Source organism: Pelodictyon clathratiforme (genome assembly GCF_982375515.1).
In genome coordinates this window covers 2,334,450-2,350,231 of the sequence record NZ_OZ455102.1, presented here as the reverse complement: position 1 = coordinate 2,350,231, position 15,782 = coordinate 2,334,450, and the positions used below count along the sequence as shown (strand labels likewise).

22 protein-coding genes are annotated in these 15,782 nt (G+C 47.5%); 15 read left to right on the top strand and 7 right to left on the bottom strand.

All coding sequences use genetic code 11. From position 1 onward, the window contains the following. Positions 1-31 precede the first annotated feature (31 nt). On the top strand, positions 32-913 hold the full coding sequence (locus tag AC56AD_RS11495) for a cell division protein FtsX (RefSeq protein ID WP_012508954.1): 882 nt from the start codon (positions 32-34) through the stop codon (positions 911-913). Positions 914-921: 8 nt separating this feature from the next. Here AC56AD_RS11495 and nfo read toward each other — a convergent pair whose 3' ends face one another. The 6 genes from nfo to AC56AD_RS11465 form a co-directional block, all read right to left on the bottom strand. Beyond that, positions 922-1,764, bottom strand: a complete 843-nt coding sequence (nfo, locus tag AC56AD_RS11490) for a deoxyribonuclease IV (protein WP_012508953.1) — start codon at positions 1,762-1,764, stop codon at positions 922-924. A 28-nt stretch (positions 1,765-1,792) separates the two neighbouring features. Continuing rightward, positions 1,793-2,785: a glycosyltransferase family 2 protein gene (locus AC56AD_RS11485; protein ID WP_041526539.1), complete on the bottom strand. Its 993-nt coding sequence runs from the start codon at positions 2,783-2,785 to the stop codon at positions 1,793-1,795. A 220-nt stretch (positions 2,786-3,005) separates the two neighbouring features. Further along, positions 3,006-3,677 (bottom strand): 7-carboxy-7-deazaguanine synthase QueE, encoded by a 672-nt coding sequence (locus AC56AD_RS11480; protein WP_012508951.1) that lies wholly within the window; start codon positions 3,675-3,677, stop codon positions 3,006-3,008. Beyond that, complete coding sequence (gene purN / locus AC56AD_RS11475; protein ID WP_012508950.1) at positions 3,674-4,276, bottom strand: phosphoribosylglycinamide formyltransferase; 603 nt, start codon at positions 4,274-4,276, stop codon at positions 3,674-3,676. The genes AC56AD_RS11480 and purN overlap by 4 nt, the downstream gene beginning before the upstream one ends. Positions 4,277-4,288: 12 nt before the next feature. Continuing rightward, positions 4,289-4,669 carry an STAS-like domain-containing protein gene (locus AC56AD_RS11470; RefSeq protein ID WP_041526866.1) on the bottom strand — a complete coding sequence of 127 codons (381 nt, stop codon included), beginning with the start codon at positions 4,667-4,669 and terminating at the stop codon, positions 4,289-4,291. A gap of 63 nt (positions 4,670-4,732) precedes the next feature. Beyond that, positions 4,733-4,918: an ATP-binding region, ATPase-like protein gene (locus AC56AD_RS11465; RefSeq protein WP_012508948.1), complete on the bottom strand. Its 186-nt coding sequence runs from the start codon at positions 4,916-4,918 to the stop codon at positions 4,733-4,735. A 72-nt stretch (positions 4,919-4,990) separates the two neighbouring features. Between AC56AD_RS11465 and AC56AD_RS11460 the strand changes: the two genes are divergently transcribed. The 9 genes from AC56AD_RS11460 to AC56AD_RS11420 all read left to right on the top strand — a co-directional run bounded on the left by AC56AD_RS11460 (position 4,991) and on the right by AC56AD_RS11420 (position 10,136). Further along, positions 4,991-5,395 carry an addiction module protein gene (locus tag AC56AD_RS11460; protein ID WP_223293907.1) on the top strand — a complete coding sequence of 135 codons (405 nt, stop codon included), beginning with the start codon at positions 4,991-4,993 and terminating at the stop codon, positions 5,393-5,395. Between the two features lie 331 nt (positions 5,396-5,726). Then, a complete protein-coding gene (locus AC56AD_RS11455) occupies positions 5,727-6,266 on the top strand; it encodes a hypothetical protein (RefSeq protein ID WP_012508945.1) in 540 nt (179 codons plus the stop codon). A gap of 266 nt (positions 6,267-6,532) precedes the next feature. Continuing rightward, on the top strand, positions 6,533-6,847 hold the full coding sequence (locus AC56AD_RS11450; RefSeq protein WP_012508944.1) for an addiction module antidote protein: 315 nt from the start codon (positions 6,533-6,535) through the stop codon (positions 6,845-6,847). Positions 6,848-7,192: 345 nt separating this feature from the next. Continuing rightward, complete coding sequence (locus AC56AD_RS11445; RefSeq protein ID WP_012508943.1) at positions 7,193-7,477, top strand: BrnT family toxin; 285 nt, start codon at positions 7,193-7,195, stop codon at positions 7,475-7,477. Then, positions 7,477-7,695, top strand: coding sequence for a BrnA antitoxin family protein (locus tag AC56AD_RS11440; RefSeq protein WP_012508942.1), 219 nt, complete (start codon positions 7,477-7,479; stop codon positions 7,693-7,695). The genes AC56AD_RS11445 and AC56AD_RS11440 overlap by 1 nt, the downstream gene beginning before the upstream one ends. A 121-nt stretch (positions 7,696-7,816) precedes the next feature. Further along, a complete protein-coding gene (locus AC56AD_RS11435; protein WP_041526865.1) occupies positions 7,817-8,044 on the top strand; it encodes a hypothetical protein in 228 nt (75 codons plus the stop codon). 108 nt (positions 8,045-8,152) lie between these two features. Further along, positions 8,153-9,349: a geranylgeranyl reductase family protein gene (locus AC56AD_RS11430; protein ID WP_012508940.1), complete on the top strand. Its 1,197-nt coding sequence runs from the start codon at positions 8,153-8,155 to the stop codon at positions 9,347-9,349. 332 nt (positions 9,350-9,681) lie between these two features. After that, a complete protein-coding gene (locus AC56AD_RS11425) occupies positions 9,682-9,993 on the top strand; it encodes a hypothetical protein (protein WP_012508939.1) in 312 nt (103 codons plus the stop codon). After that, entirely contained in the window at positions 9,990-10,136 is a 147-nt protein-coding gene (locus AC56AD_RS11420) for a hypothetical protein (protein ID WP_012508938.1), read from the top strand. Before AC56AD_RS11425 ends, AC56AD_RS11420 begins: the two co-directional genes overlap by 4 nt. A gap of 25 nt (positions 10,137-10,161) precedes the next feature. Here the strand turns inward: AC56AD_RS11420 and AC56AD_RS11415 are convergent, their stop codons facing one another. Then, complete coding sequence (locus AC56AD_RS11415; protein WP_041526538.1) at positions 10,162-10,689, bottom strand: DinB family protein; 528 nt, start codon at positions 10,687-10,689, stop codon at positions 10,162-10,164. Positions 10,690-11,043: 354 nt separating this feature from the next. Between AC56AD_RS11415 and AC56AD_RS11410 the strand changes: the two genes are divergently transcribed. From AC56AD_RS11410 to AC56AD_RS11390, 5 genes are all read left to right on the top strand, one after another. Then, complete coding sequence (locus AC56AD_RS11410) at positions 11,044-11,808, top strand: arylamine N-acetyltransferase family protein (RefSeq protein WP_012508936.1); 765 nt, start codon at positions 11,044-11,046, stop codon at positions 11,806-11,808. Positions 11,809-12,188: 380 nt separating this feature from the next. After that, complete coding sequence (locus AC56AD_RS11405; RefSeq protein ID WP_482229380.1) at positions 12,189-12,791, top strand: YiiX/YebB-like N1pC/P60 family cysteine hydrolase; 603 nt, start codon at positions 12,189-12,191, stop codon at positions 12,789-12,791. After that, the gene (locus AC56AD_RS11400; protein ID WP_012508934.1) at positions 12,766-13,062 is read left to right on the top strand and encodes a nuclear transport factor 2 family protein; all 297 of its coding nucleotides are present in this window, start codon (positions 12,766-12,768) and stop codon (positions 13,060-13,062) included. Before AC56AD_RS11405 ends, AC56AD_RS11400 begins: the two co-directional genes overlap by 26 nt. 163 nt (positions 13,063-13,225) lie before the next feature. After that, on the top strand, positions 13,226-13,699 hold the full coding sequence (locus AC56AD_RS11395; protein WP_012508933.1) for a hypothetical protein: 474 nt from the start codon (positions 13,226-13,228) through the stop codon (positions 13,697-13,699). Between the two features lie 70 nt (positions 13,700-13,769). Beyond that, complete coding sequence (locus AC56AD_RS11390; protein ID WP_012508932.1) at positions 13,770-15,713, top strand: LamG-like jellyroll fold domain-containing protein; 1,944 nt, start codon at positions 13,770-13,772, stop codon at positions 15,711-15,713. Positions 15,714-15,782 lie beyond the last annotated feature (69 nt).

Below are 15,782 nucleotides of genomic sequence, written 5' to 3'. Positions count from 1 at the left end.
GGAAACTGTTATCAATGCAAAATATACTGTTATGTCACTTTTGTTTGTCGTCAGGGAAGGGTTTTCGAGTATTGGAAGGGCGAAACTTCCTGCGGCTATTACGGTTACGATTAGTTTTTTTGCTCTTGTGCTGCTCGCACTGTTCGGTACCGTCTCTCTCAGTTTTCTTGATGTTATCCAGGAGTTGAGGAGTCGTGTAGAGCTTGAGATATTTCTCGGTGAATCAATCAGCGATCCCCAGGCTATGGATGCTGTTCGACAGATAAAAATGGTCAAGGGGGTGAGTGAGGCTTTTTATGTCTCGAAGGATGAAGCCGCAAAAACGTTTGCTCATGATTTTGGCGAGGATATTGTCAGGATTCTTGGCTCAAACCCGTTGCCGCGCTCCATCAGGCTGAAGTTTTTGCCCGCCTATGCATGTCCCGACAGTCTGAAGCTGCTTGTGCCTGAAATCAAGGCAATAGCTCCAGACGTTGATATTCGCTACAATCAGGTATTCCTCGATCAGATCGAGCAGAATGCACGCCTCTTTACCCTTGTGACCGGTGGCATAGGCATATTGATTGCACTGGCAACCATCGTGCTTATCGGCTATACCATCCGGTTGGCCATGTATTCAAGGCAGGAAAAGATCAGAACCATGCGGTTGGTTGGTGCAACCGGCTGGTTTATCGGCGCACCCTACATCATTGAAGGGGCTTTGCAGGGTCTTCTTTCCGGACTGCTTGCGGCAGGAGCGCTCTGGCTGCTCTCCGATCAACTGCTCTTCCGCTATGAGCCTCTTCTGTATGAGGTGGTGCAACCCTCAGCGCTCCTCGTTTTACCCGCCACGGTCGTGCTTGGCCTTCTCCTTGGTATTTTTGGCAGTGCACTTTCGGTGAACAAATATCTCAGGGCAGCTTCAAAGCGATAGCCCACAACTTACTGCTCAAGAGCGTAGAGAAGGCTGATCTCTTCGCTCCAGGCGGCAGAATCCGGTGTTTCAAGGATCAGGGGAATCTCTTCACAGGCAGGATTATTCATGATCCATCTGAAAGCATCCATCCCTATCGTTCCCTTGCCGATACCCGCATGACGGTCAATCCGGCTGCCGAGCGGCTGCATTGCGTCATTCAGGTGCATCCCGCGCAGGTAGCGGAGGCCAACAATCCGGTCGAACTCCATAAAGGTTGACTCAATTGCTGCGGTTGTTTGCAGGTCGTAGCCGCTGGCGAAGAGGTGGCAGGTGTCGAGACAGACTCCAACTCTCGTTTTATCCTCAATCCGGTCAACAAGAAATGCCAACTGTTCAAACCGGTTGCCGAGATTGGTGCCCTGTCCGGCGGTATTCTCAATCACCGCAGTAACGGTTTTGGTTGCATCAAGCGCCCTGTTGATGGATTCAGCAATCAGCTCCAGGCATCGCTCTTCCGCAATCTCCTTGAGATGGCTACCCGGATGAAAGTTCAGCAGCAGCAATCCAAGCTCTTCAGCCCGTTGCATCTCCTCAATAAAAGCTTCACGTGCACGCTGGAGCTTCTCAGGATCAGGGCTGCCGAGGTTAATCAGATAGCTGTCGTGCGGCAGGATGTGTTCAGGGCGGAATCCTCCAGCCTCACAGTTTTTTTTGAAAGCCTCAATTGAGGAGGTCGTCAGTTTCGGTGCTTTCCACTGCCGCTGATTTTTGGTAAAGAGTGCAAAAGCTTTTGCCCCGATGCTGGTCGCCTGCAGGGGAGCATTTTCCACCCCTCCGGCAGTACTGACATGTGCTCCAACCCGTTTCATAATCAGAAGTAAAAAATATGAGGAAAAGTTAGTCGGCAGCGCCGAATTTTTTTGCCTGTCCGGCAGTGAGATTCAGGGTTTCACGGACAGCGAATGAACTCCCTCTGGAGGAGGATGTTGAAAGCATCTCGCCAAGCAGCCCGGTCGAAAAAAGCTGAACCCCGAGAATGAGCAGCAAAATGCCGAGAAAAAGAATCGGGCGATTGCTGACCGGTTTGTTCAGCAGGATTTTATCGAGCGTAATGTAGAGGCTGATGATAAAGCCGGAAAAAAAGCTTATGAGACCCGCCATGCCAAAAAAATGCATGGGACGGCGAAGATAGCGCGTTATAAAAAGCACCGATAAAAAGTCGAAAAGCCCTGAAAAAAAGCGTGAGGAGCCATATTTGGTCGTGCCGAACTTTCTTGCACGGTGGCTTACCGGCAGCTCGGCAATCCTGAACCCCATCCATTTGGCCAGCACCGGAATATAGCGGTGCATATCGCCATGCAGCTCCAGCCGACGGGTCACCTCTTTGCGGTAAACCTTCAACCCGCAGTTGAAATCGTGAATGGTGATCCCTGTAAAAAGGCGCGTTACCGTATTGAAAAGCTTCGACGGGATGGTTTTGGAGAGCGGATCCTTGCGTTGCTGTTTCCATCCACTCACCAGATCATACCCCTCCTGCACTTTTTTGATCATCTCCTTGATGGCAAAAGGGTCATCCTGCAGATCGGCATCAATGGTGCAGACATAATCGCCCGTTGCAGCCATGAAGCCCGCCGAAAGTGCCGCTGTTTTGCCAAAGTTTCTCTGAAACGAGATCAGGCGCAATTCCGGCCGTTCAGCAATCATACTGCCGATCAGTGCGCATGAATCATCCGTAGAACCATCATCAACCAGAATGATTTCAAAACCGAACGGCGCAGGAAAGAGAGTCCGCATCTCATTCTCACCCAAAGCAGCATACAGTTGCCCGACAAGTTCAGGAAGCGATTCCCGTTCATTAAAGAGCGGAACAATAACAGACAAAGAAATCAAATGAAAATGGATAATTGACAATGAAAATGAACCGTAGGGGCGGGGTCATCCCGCCCCCCTCTCTGTGCATAACAAACATAAAACCCTCGGCCAGTGTCCCCGCCCCTCTTCGTAAACAATAAACACATACGGCCGATGCCACCCCCCGCCCCGCATCATTAAGCACAACGAACAGTAACAAAAGTAAGGATGAAACCGCCCAAAGCCAAATGCATCTCGTTTATACCCCCCGCCTGCAAGGATCCCAGATATATTTATGCAACTGGAGCTGCATCCTCGCCCGGAGCCGGTCGCGCAGCATCCATTCGGCAAGTTCAGCCGGATCAAGTTTCCCAAACGAAACACCCATCATAATGGTAAAAGAATCCATCAAACCGTGTTCCTGCAAAAGCGCCCTTGCCCACTCATAATCTTCCCTGCTGGCAACAACAATCTTGAACTCAAAGTTCTGGCGGTGGGGGAGCACAGCGGCAAGCGCAAGCTCAATGTTTTCAGGATTGTTCTGATCGCAGACCCCCGATGATGGCGGTTTCAGGTCAATAATTTTATGCACCCGGCAGTCAACTTCGGCAACAGAGAGAAAGCCGCCGGTCTCCAGCAGCACCTTCTGCTCCAGATCGCAGAGTTGCCGCATGAGGCTGTACACGGCGGGCTGCAAAAGCGGCTCACCCCCGGTAACCTCAATCAAAGGCGCCCGAAAAGCGAGCGCTCTTTGCACAACCACCTCTATCCCAAGCTTGATCCCGTCATGCTCAGCATAGGCGGTATCGCAGCCAATGCAGCCGTGACCGCACCCCGCAAGCCGTATGAAAGCGCAGGGCCATCCCGCAAAGGATGACTCCCCCTGGATAGAGTGAAAAATCTCACTGATATTCAGCGTTCCGGCGCTCATGAGCGCTGTTCCGCAAGTAGTTTTTCAAGGGCATCCGGGTAAAGCTGGTGTTCACATGCAAGCACTCTCGCCGCAAGAATCTCCGGCGTGTCGCCCTGTAAAACCGGTACCGCTCTTTGCAGCAGGATCTTCCCCTTGTCATACTCCTCGTTGACAAAGTGCACCGTCGCACCGCTCTCTTTTTCGCCAGCCGCAATCACCGCACTGTGCACATGGATGCCATACATCCCCTCACCCCCGAACTTCGGCAGCAGGGCAGGATGGATATTGAGCATCCTCTCCGGAAACGCCCTGACGACCGCGTCCGGCACCTTCCGCATATAGCCCGCAAGCAGAACAACGTCGATCTGCGCATCCTTGAGACGCGTTACCATCGCGTCAGCAAACTCGTCAAATGAGTCGAACTGTTTTTCCGTGATATGCACCGTCGCAATGCCCTGTTCGTGTGCAAACTCCATCGCTCCGCACTGCGAACGGTTCGAAAGACAGAGCACGATTTCCGCATTGAGCGGCTTTTCCGCAATTGAGCGGTAAATCGACTTAAAATTGCTTCCTCCGCCGGAGCAGAAAACCGCAATACGGGTTTTATTGGTAGTCATGTGGATGTAGTATTATTTTCTGATGTTATTTTCTGCGTCACTGGTATGATCTGTTATTGCTGCCCAAGCCTTATCGTACGCTTTCGGGTTGGCATAATACCTCTTTGCGTTTTCCACTACCCGTTGCAGAATTTCCATATCGTCACTGGCCAATCCGCTGACTTCAAGCTGTGCCCGAATTTCCCCTTCACTGAACATGCTGTAGAGTTGTCCTATTGCTACGTTCATGAAAAGCGGAATAAACATTGATACCCCATCAAAAGAGACAACAACATGTTTACCTGCTTTCAGCAACGGTACTGTTTTATCGAACACCTTCTGCCCATCTTCTGATGCTATGCAGAGATCAGTGCCGATTATGTCAATAACTTTTATGGGGACTTTTTTTATCACAGTCTCTCTTGTTGCTCGAATTGTCCGCATTTCAGTGTGTGTATCTATAATCTAAACGTTATGTTACTGCTCATAGTACCTTGTCATAACAGCATAGAACGGTGCCGCCATGTTTGCCTCAAAAAAGTTACATGACTGAAAATCAAGATCGACTTTTTCCAGTGACACTCCTTTGGCTTTCTCCGAAAGAGCAGCAAGCGCAGTAAATCCGCTCAAATCATTACGTATGTCACCAATTTTTTCCTGCATCAAGTTTTTGTTTTGAGAACTTGTCATGGTTGGCGTGTACCGGGCGTGTGTTAACCGTCAACTGTTCAGCACATGGATAGATTTTATCATAACGTCCATCCATTTCCAAGCTTTTCCGCTTTTCGAGGCTGTGTGTCTGCATGTTCTCTCAATTCTCCAGTTTGGTTGTCCATATTTCTCATTATTGCTGGAATTATCCGTACCTTTGCTGTAAGTTTTATTCCAAAGATAAATACTTTTAATGGCATGGATATGGGTATCAAAGAGATCGAAGTCGAGATTCAGAAGCTGGAATTGAACGAACGTGCTTCTCTCGCGAAGTGGATAGTTGAGAGCCTCGATGAACTGACACAAGCTGAGGCCGATGCTTTGTGGGCTGAAGAGGCGGAGTGTCGCCTTGATGAGTTGGAGCAAGGTATTGTCGTTGAGATACCGGATAAAGAAGTTCTTCTTCGAGCGCGGGCTGCTATATCATGAAAGTGATCGGATTTTGATCCTTGCGTGCGCTCACCAAAAACGACGACCTTTCTACTGGCGAAAACGACTGAAGTGATAGATGAACAATCATGTTTCAAACTGTGTCCAAACTGATGTTCAGAGCCCTGTTGGCGGGTTGTAAAACGACGTTTATACGCTGATCCATATAAAATTTTGAAATAAAATATGTTCAGTGCTATAACTAATTTATCATCATAAGATTAACTGTATTTCAAGAGGTTATTGATAGGCGTCTTATATGGATTGCAATTCAATAATCTGCGGTTTAGTCGGATCAATCTAATTATTGTTATGCGTCACGGAGTCGTAGATGGATCACTTTGAGAGCATCATTGCCACGCTGCTTGAAGCCGAGGGTTACTGGGTGCGTAGGTCGTTTAAGGTGAATGTCACAAAAGAAGAAAAGCGGCAAATCGGGAAGCATTCAATTCCGCGCCCTGAGATTGACTTGCTCGCGCTTCATTTCTCCAATAATAAAGTGGTTGCCCTTGAAGCAAAGTCATTCCTTGATTCGCCTGGCGTTAAACTTGCACAACTGAATGAGGAACATGAAGTACCTCAGGGCCGATACAAGCTCTTTACTTCTGAGCGCTATCGCAAGATCGTTCTGTCAAGGTTGTACCAAGACCTCATCGCTTGCGGCATGGCCAACTCAAAAACAACAATTTCCCTCGGTCTTGCTGCTGGCAAGGTCTACCAAGGAAAGAGTGAGCCAATCCGCGAATTCATGGAAAAGAGGAAGTGGCTATTTTGGTCGCCCGAAGACATCAAGCAAAAGGTCACATCACTTGCTGATCGTGGGTATGAAAACGACCCTGCCATTATCACCGCCAAGATTCTGACGCGATGACGCAGAACCTTATAGTCAACTGGATGCTGCGCGTAAAGCTGCGCAGCGCCGGTTACTTTCACGTTGGGCATTATTTACCATCATAATCTTGTTTATAAGGTGTTGTTTATAGGCTACATTGGGGTATTGAAATTCAGAAAACCAACCTCTCTTGGCAATTGATTGATCGACAGTTTGCAAGATATTCGGGCACGTGCACGCATTCAGGCAAGAATTGAGTGCCTGGCTGGGCAATCTTAGGGTGAAGGAATTGATAGGAGTGAAATATGGCAAAGACCGTTACAATAAAATATGATGTATCCGAGCATCTTCGTACTCCTCAAGAAATGGCCGCTTATCTGGAAGTGTGCATTGAAGAGGCAAATGGTGATACAGCGTTTATTACAAAGGCATTGGGGGACATTGCAAGGGCAAAAGGTATGACACAGGTGGCACGGGATGCTGGTTTGTCTCGGGAAAGTCTGTATAAGGCTCTTTCCGGGGAAAGAAGTCCGGGGTTCGATACCATTCTTAAAGTAATAAGTGCCTTGGGTTTGAAATTGCATGCAGAAGCAGCACAGACAACAAAATTAACAGCCTGACAATAGCAATCCACCAGCTCGCTACGCTTCGGCTGATTTTTTTGATGGCTCGGTGGCTACGCGCCGTTATACCTTAAAGAACTATTCTCCATGACCATACGCCATTTCCCCATTTTTTGCTGGAAGTGAGTTAATTGCTCGAACACTTCAAAAATCCGGATGGCATCGGCCCTGACCAGCTTGAAACGTTCATTTTCATCCGCCAACAGGTATTATTTTACCGCAAATGTGGTAATAAAATAATTTACTTACCCAAAAAAGAAAAGCTTTCTACTGGCGAAAACGGCTGATACAGTTCACCCTTTTGCTTTGTTTTTCCTCTGTACATAATTTATATTTACAATTATGTCTATCGAATTTCAATGGGATGACAACAAAGCCAGGATCAATTCTGAGAAACATGGCATAACTTTTCAAGAAGCAAAAACAGTGTTCTATGACGAATTTGCTGATCAATTTTTTGATCAAAAAAATTCCGGCGAAGAGGATCGCTTCCTTCTGCTTGGAAGAAGTGTTCACTCCAGAGTTTTGATGGTCTGCCACTGCTACAGAGAATCTGATGAAGTGATCAGAATCATCTCAGCTCGAAAAGCAACCAAAAGCGAAACCAGATTCTACAGGGGTAACTGATGAAAGAAGAATACGATCTCTCAAAGATGCAGCGTAAAAAAAACCCGTTTGCTGCAAAATTGAAAAAACCCGTAACAATCCGTCTTGGTGAAGATGTTGTTGACTACTTCAAGTCACTTTCTGATGAAATGGGCCTTCCCTATCAGTCATTGATAAATCTCTATCTGAGAGATTGTGTATTGACACACAGAAAGCCAAATTTCAATTGGACTGAGTGAGCGTTAACATAGCGTTCAACCTTATCGGGCTTGGCTCAACGTCGAGTTTCGCTATGAGCGGGCGGGCTCAACCACACACAGACAGGTTAACGCCATGTTATACCGTAAAGAACTATTTCCCATGACCATATTCCAATTTCCCCAATTTTCGCCGGAAGCTGCCAAACTATGGGAGGAAATTCCTGTAGAGTTCCAGGAGGAGATACTTGATAACGTCTTTTGTTCGCATTGTCGTGACGCTGTCAGAATCGTTGATTATTCCGGTTCAGTTGTGAGCGGTGATCTGCGTCTCAAAGGAAACTGCGCAATTTGTGGTAATCAAGTAGCTCGTCTTGTCGAAGGTTCCTGACGAATGAATATCTTGCAGGTATTGTGGAGCATCGCACGATATCAGGACTGATCGAGCTTTGGGCTCGGCTGGGTCGGCTATATGGTGAAAATTGAAGACAGGTGAGTTATGAAATCCTATGATGTTGTTATATCAGGCGCTGGTCCTGCGGGATGTTCGTCTGCGTTGTTTCTTGCCCAAAAAGGGTGCCGTGTTTTGCTGCTCGACAAGGCGACGTTTCCAAGAGAGAAGGTTTGCGGAGACGGTATCACTGCAGCTTCTTCGACTCTTCTTGAAGAGATGGGCGTTATGGATCGTCTTCGCCTTCGGCTGGGCCCATTGATGGTATGTAAAGGCGTTACCATCTTTTCTCCTGCCGGGACTGTTTTGCAGGGGAGAATCTTGCAAACCGGGAGTTTGACTGGTGCGACCTATGTTATTCCAAGAAAAGAATTTGATGACTGCCTTATTGCCTGCGTGAAAGAGCACTCTTCGATCACCCTTCTCGAAAATACGACCGTTACCGATATCATCATGGAAGGTGACAGAGCGAGAGGTGTAAGAAGTTCCGGAGGTGACTGGTTCGGTCGTGTTGTCATTGCTGCCGACGGGGCCTATTCTCCAATAGCTTCCCGGTTGCATCTGGCAAACAAGGAGAAAAAGCATCAGGGGTTTGCCATTCGTGCCTATTACTCAAAGGTTGAGGGGTTGACGGATTCCATAGAACTCCATTACGACAAGTCCATGGTTCCTGGTTATGGCTGGATATTTCCTTTAGGTAATCAGAGAGCCAATGTCGGGGTGGGCCTTATGACCCGTTTCAAAGATCAGCGCGGTCTCAAGCAGTTGTTTGAGCGGTTTGTTGGTGAGAATGCGTTTGCATCGGCAAAGTTGAAACATGCTGTTATGGAGCCGGGAACACTCAAAGGGTGGCCTCTTCCTTTTGGCTCTTTTCAGGGAAAAAGAGGTCGTGGTAATGTGCTGCTCACCGGGGATGCTGGCAGTTTTGTAGATCCTCTGAATGGTGAAGGGATATATTATGCGTTGAAAAGTGGCCGGTATGCTGCAGAGGCCGCTGCAAGGGCTCTGGATGAAGAGGAAATTCGGGCTTCAATGTATTACGAGAAGCTCTGGCGAAAAGAGTTTTCATTTCACGAGTTTACTCTTGGGTATGCTCTTCAGCCTTTGCTGAATAATGAGTTTCTACTGGAGTCGCTCATGAGGTTTGCGGCTAAAAAACAAACACGGGCAAACTTGTTAGCCGGGGTCATCGGTCATAATTTTAAAAAACGTGATTTGCTCAAATTAATACCTCCTTTTTCGTGAAGGTCGTCTCGATGTCATGAAGATTCAGTCTCTCATCTATCGTTGCTGTCCAAAGCGGGTATTACGGGTGCCGGGCATGCAGGAATAGTGGTTTCCAGCCAAGTGTTTAGATGGGGTTGGGGATTTCCTTCCATTTGGCAAGGTTGATCGTGCTTGTTGGCTTAACCAGTTTTCAACGACTCATGCGGCGATTACGTGCTGAATACTTGCTGTTTTGTGTTTGGTTTTGTATTGTGGTGATGTGTTGTTTTTCCCGGGCATTCTAAAAAGAGAAACGGGATTTCCATAATAAATAATATTCGAATCAGATAGCATCCCACCAGGGAGAGATTATGAATACAGTTACGCACAGGGATTATGAGCAGATGTTAATCAGGATTGCGCGTGTTTTACCATCCAGTCGGGTAGAGCAACTGGTCGATTTTGCCCGTTTTCTTGAAGCTCAGATTTTGAGTGAGGATCTCATCAAACAAGAAAGTCTCACGGAGATAGAAGCTGATAATGAGCAATGGGATGCACTGATGGCAACGGATGAATCGCAGGCTTTGCTGGAAAAAATGGCAGGTGAAGCTTTGGCCGAACATCGGGCAGGTAAAACAAGACCAATGTCATTCAATCATAAAGGCGGTATTGTGCCCGGATGAAATCAGTCACGACTGCACAGTTCTGGAAACTCTATGACGCATTACCGGAAGAGGTACAGTGTCGTGCAGACAGAGCTTATGAACAATGGCAGATCAATCCTCAAGCTCATGACCTCTATGACCGTCTGCTCAGGAATATGTAGCAGGCTTGCCATCCGGCAAGTATTGCTACTTGCCGTAAAGATGGAAGGTGTTGACCGGTTTGCCTTGCAGCTTCAGGTAGTAGAAGAGCTGTGCTTTGTGCTGGTTCAAATGATCGATCATCTGCAGTATGCGCAAGCCGAGGTTTATCGGGGTCGGATCCCACGGGGCTGGCGTTCGTTTTGATTCCAGCTCTTCTTCGCTGCAATGGTTCAGTGTCTCAAAGGCAATGGCTTTGTCGAGAGTGAGAAGTTTAAGGGCCTCCTCGATGGTACTGACGCTCTTAAGTTCTTCAGCCGGAGGCGGCATTTTCCTTTCAGCTTTCTTCTCGTCCATCTCACTATGGGCTGGCATATCCCAATCTCCTGTAGCGAATCCTTTGATGGGAACGCCGCAGGATTTCCCCATATGGAGGAGCAGTTGCCCGGTCGTCATCCAGTTGCTGCCGTCGGTTGGTTTCCATGCGAGATCCTTTTCGTCAAGAAGCCTGACAAGTCGTTCTGCCACCTTGAAGGCGGATTCGAGTTGTGTTTCAAGAAGCTCTTTCCAGTTCATAAGTGTGAAGGTGATTTGTGGAGAGTTAAGATGCTTTACGAGTTCACGACCATTTCCGGATAAACAACCCTCGCTACTCAGGTCTCGTTTACCGGTACGCACTACAACCGCACTACCTGCCAATAGGTTTCCTCGTTCAGGGTGGGCAGCGAATTATCCCTCACAGTGGTGATACTGCTATTGAGATGGAATGGTGGATCTCTGCCGATTTTTGCCGGGCGAGCTGAAGAAATAATGCTACAGTTGAACTTTGGAGTGTTGAGTCAACGATTCGTGTACCGAAATCGTATCTTTCCAGAAATTGTTGTGATCGCAATTTCATCATAGCCGAACGGGCTCGTGACTTTTTTCGTTATGAAAGCTCAAAATTTTGATCTTCAGGCATATTTCTCCAGAATCGGTTTTCAGTGTGATGCCTCTGCGGATTTTGCTACACTGAAACGCATGATGCGCTGCCAGCTCTTTTCGGTGCCATTTGAAAACCTCGACGTTCAGCAGGGGAAAGTTGTCTCTCTTGTACCAGAAGAGATTTATCGTAAAATTGTTGAACGGCAGCGGGGAGGGTACTGCTATGAGGTGAATGGCCTCTTTGCCATGGCTCTTGACGCGTTGGGATTTTCTTATCAATTTGTCGCGGCCCGTCCGATGACCTATCCTGTCCGTCGTCCGAAGACGCATATGGCGATTGTTGCTGCCATAGGGGGCGAACAATGGCTCTGTGACCTGGGTTTCGGCAGCTACGGCATACGCGAACCGGTTAATCTGAACTGGATTGACCGGGAAATCAGACAGGATTGCGATACGTTCAAACTGACCTTAAGCTTGGAAGGGGACTATCTCTTGCAGTCATTTATCGATGGCGCTTCGAAAAATCTCTATGAGTTCAATCTCAGTCCGCAGGAGTGGGTGGATTTTGAACCGGCCAATTATATGAACTCGACCCATCCGGACTCGATTTTTGTCCAGTGGCTGATGGTCGTTCTGCAGAACCCTTCAGGTAAGGAGGTGCTTTTTGGTGACCGCTTCCAGTCCGTGTCAGAAGGCAAAACAAAGGGGTGGACACTCAAGCATGAAGAGATTCCTGCGATACTGCAGCAGCACTTTTCCCTCCGGTACTGATGAGTCGGGATGATGTGTGATTATACGCCATTTCGCAAGATGCCTTTTCATTATTGCCCGCAATCTTCATATCTTTAACGTAATTTGTTGCCGAACAATGCGTTTCTGGCTGACATGCCTTGTTGTTACGATTCTTGTTGCTTTATATCGATCCCTATGAGAAAGCTGAAACAACTTGCCTTAAACGTTGTGATTAGTTTCTATTCATCTGTAAAGTGAAGAAGATAACCGAAGATCGAACTGATTTTCGCTGTACAGAGCTTTTTCAATGCCATGCGCTATCTTTTTCAAGATAGATGCATCGTTTATTGTATTGCAATCACAAGTAGTCAGTAATCTCCAAAAGCTGATTTTATGACATGATTTACCGATCACTATTCTTGTCGGCTTTACTTTTGACTATCCTGTTTTTTTGTAATGGTTCTGTTTATCAGCAAGAGCGGGCTGTTGATAAAAAAATATTATATGCAGAACGTGAATTCAGCAATGGAGATATCATTTTTCAGCGAGGAATCAATATTGCCAGTTCTTTTGTTGTATCTGTTGATTCGAAATCTGGTTATTCCCATGTTGGTATTATTTGTAAGTCGCATGGCCATATTTTTGTCATCCATATTTTGCCGGAGAGTAATGAGTCAAAAGATGGGCTTGTAAAAATGGAACTTCTTGGCGATTTTTTATCACCGGAAAGAACATCCGGTTTTGCTTTGTATCGATTATCAAAAAGTAAGGATAAGATTTCATCCAGAGCTGTCGATTGTGCAGTTTCTTTTTTCAAACAAGGGATTCGTTATGATTACGATATGAATAATACGAACCACGATAAGCTTTATTGTACGGAACTTGTCTGGTGGGCATATCGCAAGGCAAAAAACACGAATGCCCGCTCTCTTGTTGATCATCGTAATGCTTTCAATGGTGGGATGCAGCCTGTTCAAGCCAAGCCCCTCGAAGGTGGTGAAGAATTTTTTTCAATATGTTGAAAAGGGAGAGGTCGAGAATGCTACAAAGCTCTTTTCAAAACAGTCCGTACAGTCTTTTGGTTCGAAATTACCTTCAATGATGGCTCATCAAGTCGGTATCATCAAAAACAAGGGTGGAATCAAATCCATCGATACTGAAGAAAGTATAACCGGTGATCTGGCAAAAGTTAAATATAAGGTCACCTATAGTGATGCGACCGTTGAAGATGGGGCATTTGATCTGATCAAGGAAGAGGGAGACTGGAAAATCCAGATAAGTATGAATAAGTGACAACTGCACTTGTTTTCTTTTCTGAAAATATGAATGGGTGCTCATAATGAGTTAATAATTCAGTTAACTTTTTTCCTGTAACGGTATAACTGCACGATGAAAGGTCAGGAAGATACAAGGGAATGAGCATGAATCAGCGGTTTGAAAATTGGTAAGATTGAAAATGAAAGTGCTTTTTCTTGCAATGCTGTTTGTTTTTCTCTCTGGGCAAAGTAATGCTCAATCCGGGATCATCTACAAGGTTTCAAAAATTGAGGCTGCTCTTTTTTATTCTGACAAAGCGACATTTTCCGGTAACATAGTTGATAATCCCGATTTTGTTTTGCGGAATGTGGTTATCGGTGAGGGTTCTGCAGAGGGTCCATCGAATCAAACCCTGGTAAAGGTATTTGTACATGCCTCAGGGAATGGGCAATCAAATGCGGAGGCTCTATCTCTGGATGTTATCGTTATGAATGGTCGGTCGATTCAAAAAAAGAGATTTAAGCCTGGATTTTTTGAAAAGAATCGAACCAATTGTTATGGCATTCTGATTGATGATACCGGATGTGCACCAGTAACCATCACAGCAAAACTAATTGGCAAGGGTGGTGGTTCAGAGATGAAGAAGAGGATCTCTTTTGGTTGTGGAGAATGACGTGATATGAGAATCTGCAACAATGAAGTCTGGCCGATTATTTCAATACTAAATCATGGGGAGGTGAACTATGGCACTGAGTTTGACGTGGGGTGGCTGCGCTGATACGTCTGTTGCCTTTTCCGAGTTTTTTGCCAGTGACCACACTGTCGCTGTACGATTCATGATGCAGTTTGTCAACGCCTATGATGGCCCTCTGCTTGCCGTTCATGGCAGCGGGCTCTATTTCATTGGTAATGGTGATGGCCGTGGCGGGAACAATAAGCTCTCAATCCGCATCGGCACAGGTTTGCTCGATATTCCTGTTGCCTCCAGTTTTCAGGAGAGCTGGCATCATATCGCGGTTGTCCGAAAAGGTTCGACTTTCACCATTTACCTTGACGGCGTGTCGAAAGGAACCCTGGCGGTTCCCTCGTCCAATAAACCAAGTGGCACACTCCGTCTGGGAAGAAGTGACGAGATTCATCAACAGTTTTACGGCTTCATAGACGATGTGGCGGTGTTCACTGCGGCACTGACGACATCTCAGGTTGCGCTGCTTGCAGCGGCAAAAACGCTGACGGGAAAAGAGGTGAATTTGCTGGCAGGGTTTATTTTTGGCGACGGAGTGAGCGAACCGGTTCCAGCGACGTTGAAGCGACCTGTAACCTGTGTTCCGGGGGCTCATAACGTAACGGTCTCAAATAGCCGTGACAACGCAGCCGACAGCAAGCTGTTGCCGTTGAGCCTGGTGAGCCACATGCGTCTGCCGTTTGAACAAGGGCGTATTGTCACTATCTCGCAAGCTTTCGGCGATCCGACAATCAGCCATTCCGGCTATGCGGCATTCTGTTATGACTTCATGTTTCCTGATGGTGATATCAATGGCCATACCTTCAGGGCCTCCTCCCCGGGAACGGTTGCGCACGTCTGGGAAGGTGGGCCAAACACGAGTCAGGGCCCGTCCAATTTTGTGACCATTCAACAGGGCGCTACCGAATTCTGCGACTACCTGCATCTTCAGCAGAATAGCTGCGGAGTGAAGAGTGGAGAGCACGTGAGTTATGGCACGGATCTGGCGACGGTTGGCAGGTCGGGAACGGGCTCTCCGCACCTGCATCAGGCAGTGACGAACCTCGGGGAGCATACGGCAGATCGTTCTCACTTTGTAACAATCGCTTTTCCTTTCTGTAACTATGAGTATTCTGATGACAGTGGTGCAACCTGGCATCATGTTATCCGGGGTTACCTCAAGAAGGGCCAATGGGTCAGGAATCCGGTACCAAAGTCGCCCGTTCGCTATACAGCAGCGTGGACGCCGAATACTACCGGTGAGTATCAGATGTATGACGTGCCCTATGCGAAGTACCGTGCACGGTACGACGAGTTGTGGCCGCAGGGTTGGCGTCTTTACAGCCTCAGCATCGTCGTTGTGAACGATGTACCGCTTTATACAGCCGTTTGGCGCCCGGGCAGTGGCGGCGAATATCAGATTTATGACGCCTCTTATGCAAGTTACCGCAAACGCTATGACGAACTGTGGGCAAAGGGGTGGCGATTAAAGCTCCTGACGCGATATGTGATTGGTGGACAAATCCGCTACACGGCTGTTTGGGCCCCCAAAACGGGCGGCGAGTATCAGATCTATGATGCCTCTTATGCGAGTTACCGCGCACGCTATGATGAGTTGTGGCCGCAGGGCTGGCGGTTAAAACTGATTGATGTCATCGACGTCAACGGTACGCTCAGTTATACGGCCGCCTGGGAGCCTTCGAAGGAGGGTGAATACCAGATATACGGAGCAACATTTGCACAGTTCAAGGCACGCTACGACGAGCTCTGGTCAGGTGGCTGGAGGCTCAAGTTCATTTCGACCTGCAACTCAGGTGGAACGAAGATAACGGCCGTGTGGCGTCAGACGAAGGAGCTGGAACTATGGGTTCATGGTTGGGAGTATGCCGACTTGCGGGCGCGCTACGATGTGCTCTGGCAGCAGGGTTGGCGTCTCAAGCTTTTCGACCGTTTTACGGTGTGATGTAGTATTTGTCTGTTTTGTGCCGTATTATTGATGAACTGAGCGTCTTCATTTCTATTCCGGCTACGG

Coding starts and splice junctions, on each gene's coding strand:
- AC56AD_RS11440 (WP_012508942.1), top strand. CDS start 7,477: ATGAAAGAAGAATACGATCTCTCAAAGATGCAGCGTAAAAAAAACCCG.
- AC56AD_RS11430 (WP_012508940.1), top strand. CDS start 8,153: ATGAAATCCTATGATGTTGTTATATCAGGCGCTGGTCCTGCGGGATGT.
- AC56AD_RS11465 (WP_012508948.1), bottom strand. CDS start 4,918: ATGCAGGAAAAAATTGGTGACATACGTAATGATTTGAGCGGATTTACT.
- AC56AD_RS11495 (WP_012508954.1), top strand. CDS start 32: ATGTCACTTTTGTTTGTCGTCAGGGAAGGGTTTTCGAGTATTGGAAGG.
- AC56AD_RS11425 (WP_012508939.1), top strand. CDS start 9,682: ATGAATACAGTTACGCACAGGGATTATGAGCAGATGTTAATCAGGATT.
- AC56AD_RS11455 (WP_012508945.1), top strand. CDS start 5,727: ATGGATCACTTTGAGAGCATCATTGCCACGCTGCTTGAAGCCGAGGGT.
- AC56AD_RS11435 (WP_041526865.1), top strand. CDS start 7,817: ATGACCATATTCCAATTTCCCCAATTTTCGCCGGAAGCTGCCAAACTA.
- purN (WP_012508950.1), bottom strand. CDS start 4,276: ATGACTACCAATAAAACCCGTATTGCGGTTTTCTGCTCCGGCGGAGGA.
- AC56AD_RS11480 (WP_012508951.1), bottom strand. CDS start 3,677: ATGAGCGCCGGAACGCTGAATATCAGTGAGATTTTTCACTCTATCCAG.
- AC56AD_RS11460 (WP_223293907.1), top strand. CDS start 4,991: ATGGATAGATTTTATCATAACGTCCATCCATTTCCAAGCTTTTCCGCT.
- AC56AD_RS11395 (WP_012508933.1), top strand. CDS start 13,226: ATGAAAGTGCTTTTTCTTGCAATGCTGTTTGTTTTTCTCTCTGGGCAA.
- AC56AD_RS11415 (WP_041526538.1), bottom strand. CDS start 10,689: ATGAACTGGAAAGAGCTTCTTGAAACACAACTCGAATCCGCCTTCAAG.
- nfo (WP_012508953.1), bottom strand. CDS start 1,764: ATGAAACGGGTTGGAGCACATGTCAGTACTGCCGGAGGGGTGGAAAAT.
- AC56AD_RS11445 (WP_012508943.1), top strand. CDS start 7,193: ATGTCTATCGAATTTCAATGGGATGACAACAAAGCCAGGATCAATTCT.
- AC56AD_RS11450 (WP_012508944.1), top strand. CDS start 6,533: ATGGCAAAGACCGTTACAATAAAATATGATGTATCCGAGCATCTTCGT.
- AC56AD_RS11390 (WP_012508932.1), top strand. CDS start 13,770: ATGGCACTGAGTTTGACGTGGGGTGGCTGCGCTGATACGTCTGTTGCC.
- AC56AD_RS11420 (WP_012508938.1), top strand. CDS start 9,990: ATGAAATCAGTCACGACTGCACAGTTCTGGAAACTCTATGACGCATTA.
- AC56AD_RS11410 (WP_012508936.1), top strand. CDS start 11,044: ATGAAAGCTCAAAATTTTGATCTTCAGGCATATTTCTCCAGAATCGGT.